The organism is Desulfobacter latus (assembly GCF_013389365.1).
GTDB lineage: Bacteria > Desulfobacterota > Desulfobacteria > Desulfobacterales > Desulfobacteraceae > Desulfobacter > Desulfobacter latus.
Map to the genome: position 1 here is coordinate 1 of NZ_JACADJ010000111.1, position 7,320 is coordinate 7,320.

The window sequence follows — 7,320 nt, forward strand, 5'->3', positions numbered from 1 at the left end:
TTATGCGTTCATTGAAACCATTATCGAATCTGCAAAAACAAATTATCCAAAAATTGGGATTCGACTCTTCTATTTATACGCAACTTGAAATTTAAAAATACTTTATATCAAATGAGCGAATGGGGAGGAATATTTTATTGAATTTCGACCTGCTGTATTGAAAAGCTTGAAGCGGTTTCCTAAAAGAGATTTGATACGAATCAGAAAAAAGATAGAAGAACTTGGACGAAACTTACCGGACCCCAATAGCACCAAAATGAAAGGCAATAATTCTTTTCATAAGATCCGAACCGGTGATTATAGGATTATATATGAAATTCATCATGATAAAGTGATCATTCTGATTGTAAAAGTGGGTCATAGAAAAGATGTTTACAAAGGCCTTTAAAAATTTACCTGGTATCGGGGGGCGTTTCGTCCGCATCTTCATCATAAAATGCGGCAAGGAAACCCCTGAGTCTTTAGCTCAGGGGAGGAATTGCTGCCCTCCTTATAATAATTTGGGTGTGGCTCTTTTAGAGAGGATCAGAATATTTTATGTTATCAGTAGGTTAAGAATTATTCAGAACCTAAAAAAACGTAACTTTTATCATCTATGTTATGCACCATAGAAAACGTATTCTGACGTATATTCAAATAGTTATGAATTACTAGTTTTGAATAAAAGATAGTAATACATGGCTAATCATAGGTTTTACTGGATTGAATATAACATCAAAAACCGGAAAAAAGTACAACTACCACAATTGTAACTTATTAAATTAATATCATATTGACTAAAATCTAAAAGAGCCACACCCTAATAATTTAGTAGCCATGCACCGGACCTTAGCATGTCGTATTGTAGGAATAGCCGTCAGATGCGTGAAGCAGCCTACAGTATTTCCAGCTAATGCCCTGTACTGTTTTCTCCACTGTTTTAATGTTAAGTGATCCGCTTTTTCTGACAGCGACACGCCCGGTGTACGTTCCAACCTTTTTGCCGGAAGTGACAACCGCCTTGACGATGTCGCCCGTCTGAAATCCGTTGACTTTTTTCTCAGTTGACTTTGCTGTTGTCCGGGGGAATCCGAACTTGTTTACCCTGCACATCTGCCTGGAGCCATGACTGTCTGCCTTTACAATCAACACGGTTTTGTCGATCTGAAAAATCTTTTCACTCGATGATCAAGTTTTTTTTAACATGCTGATATAATTGATTTTAACTAAATACGCTATATTTGTGGCATGATTCTTAAAAACCAATAATATCAATTAATTATGTTTTTTGACAAAAAAATACTTCTAAAATCACATCATTTACACCCCAGTATTTACAAGGGGTGGGAAAAAACTTGAACATCGAGTTTCAGGTGTGCTTTTTCCTACACAGGCGGCATCGAGCCAATGCGTTTTGTGAAGTCCCCTGGTCATCCGGTTGAATTTTGTCAGACTGCCGGAGCCGGTTTCAACCGGCAGTCCAGTTTTTTTCAAGGTACGGAACAAGTCCCATCGGGTCCCATTGACGGCGCCCGCATCCTTGAGCGGCATTTTGGACTCCAGGGTCTAATTTTGACGTCTGCAGAATAATTCAGGGCAGGGGCATCTCCGCACAAGTGGCATGCGGGGTATTGCCATAGGCCCCTATATTGACTCTTCCGCCGTTTGGTTCCGGCTCTGAGGAGTAATCATAGTTCGGTGCACCTGCATCAATGCAGGGTGAACTTGATGACAACCGGTACAAATCCTCATCAGCAAACATGGGGTCTCCGGCAATATCATGGCCCCCCGGCCCTGCACCTGCATAATTGTTCATCTCCTTAACTTCCCAGCCGCCATTATCATTGTCCCAGACATTGTTGTAATCAACCTGGAAATCAGAGTCCACGGAATAAATGCCATATCCCTTGACATTACAACCGTCTCCATCCCAGGCATCATTGTCTGCAATGATATTGTTGATGATCCTGCCGCTTGAATACAGGGCCAGGATCCCGTAGCCGTCACCGCAGCTAGCCCCATTGGCCCCTGAGTTCCGGACAATCGTGTTGTTTTCAATGATGACGTTGGCGCCGTGGGTTTCAATACCGCACCCCCCGCCATCCCAGGTTTCTCCATTTTTTACAATAAGGTTGTTTCTGATTTTGCAATTGCCGCCGCGGACAACTAGTCCCAGGCCGTTTAACCCCTCGGCATAAAATCCCCCTGTGCTGTGATTGGGGCAATACTCATTGCTTGTATTATTTGTAATATTGTTGAATTCAATCACCGCATTCTCGCCGATAATTTCAAGGCCCGGATAGCCGCCGGTGATTTTAAATCCCGCCACAACGACCTTATTGCCTGTAATGCTTAGAACCGGATCATTGCAGGGTGTTTTTCCTGGAACTGTGCTGCCGTTTATCTCTGTTGAATCCATTCCGGCACCGATCAGTTTTATGGATTTATCGATTATAACGTTCTCATCATATATGCCGCCTGAGACCTCAATGGTATCTCCATCCTTTGCTGCTGAAACGGCCTGGGAGATTGTTTGATAATTAGTGGGAATCTTTATTATTGACGCATTTGGATCTTCAGTGCTACGCAGTTTTGCTAAACACTGAAGGATATACAAACTGTCCGCTACTCCGATTTTGTTGTCCTGGTTTACTTCATTATTCAGAGCATACGTTTTTATGTTCTCAACGCCGCACTCGACTTTTAAACCCAATATTGCGTCGCCCAGGGTTGTGGCGCCATTACCGCTGATATCTCCGCTGGAAGCGTCGGCCCCAAGGGACAGGAAACAGATCAGCATACAATATACAAATATTCTTATATAATTGAACATTTTGATCCTTTCTTTGAAAAGAGCTAATTGATGTCTATTTTCAATAACAGCAACGGGCTGAGCTGGTCTATCAACACCTATAGGCTTAACCCACAACAAAATATGACAGTGACTTCAATCCGAATAATAAAATTGCCATAACATATCGAATCAGCAGATTATTTTCAAGTGTTTTCGCCAGAAAGAGAATCGTCAGTTAGGTGCCCCTTACCACGGAAAATTAGAGAGTAAAGCCTTTAATCTGTATCCTGGGGTGACTGCCAAAATTAATCAGGAATTAAACTCATTAAAAAGCAATCGACCCTGCCTGAAGGGCTTTGAGGGTTTCGGACATACCGGCCCTGCCGTCACCCTGGGTTTCCCAATGAGAGGTCTCTTCTGAAATATCCTGGGTTACCTGTCCGGACATCAGTTTCAGTCCGATGAATGCATCATTAAGCCCTCGTTTGAAATCTTTGTTCAGGTCTCCGGGAAGGGTGAGAGAGGCGAGTGTCTTGAAAATGTTGAGGTGGCCTGAACTCAGCACTTTAGATGCCGGTTTCGGCATGACATCCGTATTGTTCATGAGCAGGGCTTTGATCTCGGTTGCGGTCTTTTGGGGGGCAAAGGCCTTGACCAGGCCGGCAGCGCCGCTGACGAATCCGGCAGCCATGGAGGTGCCGCTTAGACTGCCGTAAATTGCGTCGGGATCGGCTGTTTTGTTGACAAGGGTAACCTGGACCGGAAGTTTCGATAAAAGTAATTCTCCGTTCTCAAGGCTGATGGAGACGGTGGTGATCCACTCACCGGGAGTGCCCAGGGTACCGGCAAACTCGCCGGAGACATTGTTATAGATGACGGCACCGGCGGCGCCGACGGCCTGGGCATTGGCAACTTTTTCATAAAAATAAAAATCAGCGCCCTGGAAGGCGCCTCGTTTGATCAAGGCAATATTGTCTTTTACCGATGACGGAATTTCATTGGGGTACCCGTATCCGCAGTCGATGAGGATGCCTGTTATGCCTTGGGCATCAGTGCGTTGTGAATAGGTCATACCTTCGGCCGGGTATTGGGTGTTTTCCCCGTCGATACTGAAATAGGCCTGGGTGGTGACCCCGCTACTGGGAAGCGTGGAATAAATATCATTTCCAGGCGCCATAAGATCGGCATTGGCGGCACCGTAGTTTGAAAAATCGGAAAGGCCGTACTCTCCCGGGGCAATTTCACTGCTTGAGGCCACAGAGACGATGGCGGGGACCTCATAAGCTGCCGGATACAAAGGATCAAGGTCAATGTCGCGATTTTCATTTCCGGCCGATGCAATGATCAGGGCGCCGGCGGTGTCGGCAAGTTTCTTGAATGCATTAAATTCAATGTCGGAATAGAAATCTGCGCCGAAACTGCAGTTGACGATGGCGGCGCCCATATTTTGGGCATAGGTCACGGCTTCTATGATATCTGCAAGCGTCATGGTGCTGCCGTTGTCCGGTTCGACCTTGAGGGACATGATCCGGACCCGGGGGCAGACCCCGGCAATACCTGTGCCGTTCCCGGTAACGGCACCGATGGTACCTGCAATGTGGGTGCCGTGGCCGTTTGTGTCATAGGGCTGGTTGTCGTTATCCGCCATGTCCCAGCCGTGAATATCATCCACATACCCGTTTCCGTCGTCGTCAACGTTTTCCAGGCCGTTGGCTTCTGCTGAATTGGTCCAGATATTTTCCGCCAGGTCCGAATGGGAAAGATCCACACCTGTATCAATCAGGGCAATGATCAGATCTGCGGCACCTGTTGTCGTTTCCCAAGCGGCCGGAGCCTGTATGGCGGAAAGCCCCCATTGCCGGGCAATCTTGGGATCATCGGGCATTGTTTGGCGGCGGCGGATCAAATTGGGTTCGGCAGCTTTGACAAGGCCCGAAGCCAGGTACATGTCGGCAGCAATTTCCCGGGTCATTCCGGCGGCAATTTTTATCCTGAAAATATTCCGGCCCGGTATCTGACGCAGGATCCGGGAGCCTATGAACCTGTGGAGTGCCTGGATACTGTCCGGGGGAACATGGTCTTTGAATTGAACCAAAAGTTCGCCCGGGACGGCGTCGGCAGGTGCCGGCACCGGCTTTTTCCGCCCGGGCTGTGCCGGGCCTTTACCGGTGATATGGGCCGATACCAGACGGTATTCACCGGTTTGGGGTATGCGGGTGTATGCCAGGGCGTTGGTACCGGCGCCGAGTGTCCTGAAAACGGATTCAAGATCCATGTTGTCAACGGAAAGGGTGACCTTGAGCGGGGCGCCTGGCCAGATCCGGATGGGGATGCCGGTTTCCCGGCTGATGCCGGCCATGAGGCAGTCCAGGGAAATCGCTTTGGCTTCAAAGGAGAGTTTGCCTGCTGTGAATGTTATCCCCGGACTTTTGCAGGGGGCTTGGGCGGATGCGGAGAGCTGCATGCCCAGGAGCAGTGTTCCGAATATTAATAAATGGGAAAAAAGTCGTTTCTGCAACATTGTTTTATTATATAAAAAAATAAAAAAAATATCAAATTAATATTATCGCCTATTTTTTTAAAAAAATATATCCATTCATATATATTCTTTAAAAAAAAACTGATAAAATAGGTAAAAAAATCACAGGAATGATTATGGGCATCGAAAAAGAACTTGAACATATTCGTGTGCAGTATAATGAGTTGACCGGCAAACTAAACCAATGCCAAAAGCTTTCAGATGCGGTGCCGGCCGATAAATTGGGACAGGTCATCAGGCGTACCAGGAAAAATCAGCATTTAACCATGCAGGAACTCAGTGATTTAAGCGGCATTTCCTATGCAACACTAAGTAAAATCGAAACTGGATCGGTTTCGGTTCGTTTTGATCTTGTCATTAATATTCTCCAGACCTTGGGATTAAATTTATGGATCGGGTAGGATTTGTGTACTTTCATCACGTCTTTGCCGGAACCTTAAAACAGGATAAGACCGGTTACAGCTTTATTTATGATCCGGCATATATCACCCGGGGCACCCCGGTCAGTTTCAATCTTCCGTTGCAGGCATCCCCGTATACGGCAGACGAATTATTTCCGTTTTTTGAAAACCTGGTTTCCGAAGGATGGCTCAGGGATATTCAGAGCCGGACACAAAAAATTGATGAAAATGACCGGTTCGCTCTTTTGCTGGAAAATGGTGGCGATCTTGTTGGTGCTGTCCGGGTGCTGAAAGATAAAGGATAAAAATGGAATATTGCAGGATCAGCCTTAAAAAAGTGCCCCCCGGATCCAAGTATCCCGGCTATTTAAATCCGGAATTCAAAAAATTTTTTAACAGCCTTAAGGTTAATCCGGTTTTATCTTTCTCCCGGAAAGATTTTTTCAGGGAAAGTCCCCTGAAATCAAAGGGAATGTCCATTTCCGGTATCCAGCATAAGCTCTCCTTAAAAGTGGATTCACAGTATCAACTGCAAATGACGGAGCAAGACGGGACATACATTCTCAAGCCCAGCCCGGAAGCCTTTCCCCATGCTGCTGAGAATGAACACTGCGCCATGCTCTCCGGCATGCTCCTCAAGATCCCGACAGCCCCCTGCGCCCTGATAAGCTTTTCTGACGGAGAACCGGTCTACATTACAAAGCGTTTTGATCGAAGAGAGGATCAAAGAATCCACCAGGAAGATTTGGTCCAGGGATTTGGGATAAAAAGTGATGACAAGTACAGCCGCAGCTATGAAGAGGCGGGGCGTCTTATACACGCCATGGTTAACGGGAAGGCTGCGGTTGTAATGGATTTTTTTAAACGGGTGGTTCATGCATACATCATCGGAAATGATGATATGCACTTGAAAAATATCAGCCTGCAGAAACAACCCGGCACACGGGGAATTTATTACGACCACCTGACTCCCAACTACGACTGCCTGTCTACCCATGCATTTGAAAGCATGTCCGGTTCAGAATTTCTTGCCCTGGATTTGCTTGAGAGTGAAAAAGAAGGTTTTTTTTCCGAAGCGTACACCCGTTATGGATTTTATACGGCATCTGATTTCAGACTGTTTGGAGGGCGTATCGGGTTAAGGGAAAAGCCCGTGATTAAATTTATTGAATTCGCAAGAAAAAAAGAACCGGATTTCATTGATCTGGTCAAGCAAAGTTATATGCCGGTCGGCATGAAAAAAAACGTCTGCCGGGTTGTTTCGGAGCGGATTAAAGCACTTGGGTATTTGAATTGATCTCGGCCATGCCACGTTTTGGGGTTTTTAACTGTTAGCAAAAATATAGTCAAATATCGTCTTAATATGACAAATTTCGCAAATTTTTATCATTATTTATACCAAAACTTAGGAATGATCACGAATCCCCAAAACGGAATTTCCGTTAAAAAATATTTATAGATTGATAAATATACATTTAATGTAGGTTATAAAATCTAATTAAATAGTAATCAAAAGTATTTAATTTACGATTCAATTAGAGTTTTTTATTAAAATGTAAACACCTTAAGTGGCTGAAACCCGCAGCCTCTATTCCTTATCTTTGTAA

General features: G+C 45.3%; 8 protein-coding genes. 4 read left to right on the forward strand and 4 right to left on the reverse strand.

The window, feature by feature from the left end:
- Positions 1-136 precede the first annotated feature (136 nt).
- Complete coding sequence (locus HXW94_RS20460) at positions 137-388, forward strand: type II toxin-antitoxin system RelE family toxin (protein ID WP_178368232.1); 252 nt, start codon at positions 137-139, stop codon at positions 386-388.
- Between the two features lie 440 nt (positions 389-828).
- Here HXW94_RS20460 and HXW94_RS17715 read toward each other — a convergent pair whose 3' ends face one another.
- The 4 genes from HXW94_RS17715 to HXW94_RS17730 all read right to left on the reverse strand — a co-directional run bounded on the left by HXW94_RS17715 (position 829) and on the right by HXW94_RS17730 (position 5,294).
- The gene (locus HXW94_RS17715; RefSeq protein ID WP_178368226.1) at positions 829-1,131 is read right to left on the reverse strand and encodes a hypothetical protein; all 303 of its coding nucleotides are present in this window, start codon (positions 1,129-1,131) and stop codon (positions 829-831) included.
- 168 nt (positions 1,132-1,299) lie between these two features.
- Positions 1,300-1,530: a hypothetical protein gene (locus tag HXW94_RS17720; protein WP_218576797.1), complete on the reverse strand. Its 231-nt coding sequence runs from the start codon at positions 1,528-1,530 to the stop codon at positions 1,300-1,302.
- A gap of 40 nt (positions 1,531-1,570) precedes the next feature.
- Positions 1,571-2,812: a right-handed parallel beta-helix repeat-containing protein gene (locus tag HXW94_RS17725; RefSeq protein ID WP_218576798.1), complete on the reverse strand. Its 1,242-nt coding sequence runs from the start codon at positions 2,810-2,812 to the stop codon at positions 1,571-1,573.
- 286 nt (positions 2,813-3,098) lie between these two features.
- The gene (locus HXW94_RS17730) at positions 3,099-5,294 is read right to left on the reverse strand and encodes a S8 family serine peptidase (protein WP_178368228.1); all 2,196 of its coding nucleotides are present in this window, start codon (positions 5,292-5,294) and stop codon (positions 3,099-3,101) included.
- Positions 5,295-5,428: 134 nt separating this feature from the next.
- Here HXW94_RS17730 and HXW94_RS17735 point away from each other — a divergent pair, with 134 nt between their 5' ends.
- Genes HXW94_RS17735 through HXW94_RS17745 form a run of 3 tightly spaced genes read left to right on the forward strand, consistent with a single transcriptional unit; the run spans position 5,429 to position 7,010 of the window.
- On the forward strand, positions 5,429-5,713 hold the full coding sequence (locus HXW94_RS17735; protein WP_178368229.1) for a helix-turn-helix domain-containing protein: 285 nt from the start codon (positions 5,429-5,431) through the stop codon (positions 5,711-5,713).
- On the forward strand, positions 5,701-6,018 hold the full coding sequence (locus tag HXW94_RS17740) for a HipA N-terminal domain-containing protein (RefSeq protein WP_178368230.1): 318 nt from the start codon (positions 5,701-5,703) through the stop codon (positions 6,016-6,018). The genes HXW94_RS17735 and HXW94_RS17740 overlap by 13 nt, the downstream gene beginning before the upstream one ends.
- A gap of 2 nt (positions 6,019-6,020) precedes the next feature.
- Complete coding sequence (locus HXW94_RS17745) at positions 6,021-7,010, forward strand: type II toxin-antitoxin system HipA family toxin (protein ID WP_178368231.1); 990 nt, start codon at positions 6,021-6,023, stop codon at positions 7,008-7,010.
- Positions 7,011-7,320 lie beyond the last annotated feature (310 nt).

Bases quoted from the DNA above. Each gene is read 5' to 3' on its own strand.
- HXW94_RS17735 (WP_178368229.1), top strand. From the start codon at position 5,429: ATGGGCATCGAAAAAGAACTTGAACATATTCGTGTGCAGTATAATGAG.
- HXW94_RS17730 (WP_178368228.1), bottom strand. From the start codon at position 5,294: ATGTTGCAGAAACGACTTTTTTCCCATTTATTAATATTCGGAACACTG.
- HXW94_RS17720 (WP_218576797.1), bottom strand. From the start codon at position 1,530: ATGCCGCTCAAGGATGCGGGCGCCGTCAATGGGACCCGATGGGACTTG.
- HXW94_RS17745 (WP_178368231.1), top strand. From the start codon at position 6,021: ATGGAATATTGCAGGATCAGCCTTAAAAAAGTGCCCCCCGGATCCAAG.
- HXW94_RS17740 (WP_178368230.1), top strand. From the start codon at position 5,701: ATGGATCGGGTAGGATTTGTGTACTTTCATCACGTCTTTGCCGGAACC.
- HXW94_RS17725 (WP_218576798.1), bottom strand. From the start codon at position 2,812: ATGTTCAATTATATAAGAATATTTGTATATTGTATGCTGATCTGTTTC.